Genomic DNA, 1,202 nt, shown 5'->3' with positions numbered 1-1,202 from the left:
ACAGAATTCGACGATATGGTGATAAACGGCGATCTCAATTCTCGTTATGCCTATGGGGGAGCATTCTTAGCAGAGTTAATTCCTCTTGGTAAACTCGGTAAGCTGACAGGTAAGGGGCCGAGTGAACTTAGACACAAACTCGACTTGCAGATGTTTGCTGAGGGGACGGGTAAATATGCTTCGAATGCAGCACAATATCAAAAATTGAAGGATTCTCTAGCCAGAGAAGAAATTCAAAGTGTAATAAAAACTACAGATCACGGTGCTGAGAGGTTAATGGTCCGAGGATTTACCCCTTCAGAAATTAGTGATTTGAAGTTATCTCCGAGCAAAGTTATGACTCAGTCAGATGGTGCAGGCGTATATATCAAAGAGATTAGTGCAGGAAAATTTAATGTCATTGTGGAAAGTGAAAATGGTGTTGTTACTGCGTTGAAGAATATTAGCGAAAATTCATTGAACAGGCTGTCAAAAAACTATGAGTGGAAATGAGGCATTACTAAAAAATGAGTAGTCAAGTGTACCAATGCTGTTTTTGTAACCAAAAAATTGAGTCTACTAAACTTGATATTACGTCATTCATTGTTATTTCTAATTGGGACAAATCGCGAGAAGAACAACAAGAACAACAACTATTCTGTCATATGGAATGTCTAAAAAGTAAACTGGGAAGTAACACACCATTGTACATTGAAGATATTTTTGACTAAAAAATTTAAGACTGAAATTAAGCCTTGATTGGCATTTTGCCATTCAAGGTTTCTTTTTTGGTGGTGGGACTACCGGGTCTATAAAATAGTTAGTGTCGTGTGGCCGGGCAAGGTCGTCCATTCTATTGGGGTGAACGACAAATAGACCCCACCTAGCAGTCAGAATGGGGCCAGTGTATGATGAATGCAGAGACAGGAGTCCGGAAGGTGCTACGACCATGGCATGAACGGAGCGAATGCCTCTGACTCTTGCAAGTCGGCAAGTTGCGGCAACTGTTCGAATAGATACGTACGTGAGATACCGGAACGGATGCAGCCCGTTTTCTTTGGCTGAGCATAAAGGAAGCACCGAGCAGCCATTCCTGTACAACGGACGCGACGGTGTTATGACGGACCCGAACGGGTTGTATTACATGCGGGCGAGATACTATAACCCGGAGATCAAACGATTCGTGAACAGGGACATTGTGGCAGGCAACCTTGCCGAAGGAC

General features: G+C 42.8%; 2 protein-coding genes. Both read left to right on the top strand.

Annotated elements, in window-relative coordinates:
* The coding region (locus tag PPOP_RS23010; RefSeq protein WP_006287980.1) for a hypothetical protein at positions 1-492 on the top strand (492 nt) is incomplete at its 5' end.
* Positions 493-946: 454 nt separating this feature from the next.
* Positions 947-1,202: RHS repeat-associated core domain-containing protein (locus tag PPOP_RS26135; protein ID WP_422730663.1), on the top strand; the 256-nt coding region annotated here is incomplete at its 3' end.

Source organism: Paenibacillus popilliae ATCC 14706 (genome assembly GCF_000315235.1).
In the GTDB taxonomy this organism is placed as follows: Bacteria; Bacillota; Bacilli; order Paenibacillales; family Paenibacillaceae; genus Paenibacillus_B; species Paenibacillus_B popilliae.
The sequence above is the reverse complement of the archived record's forward strand: the minus strand, read 5'-3'. Positions and strand labels throughout refer to the sequence as shown.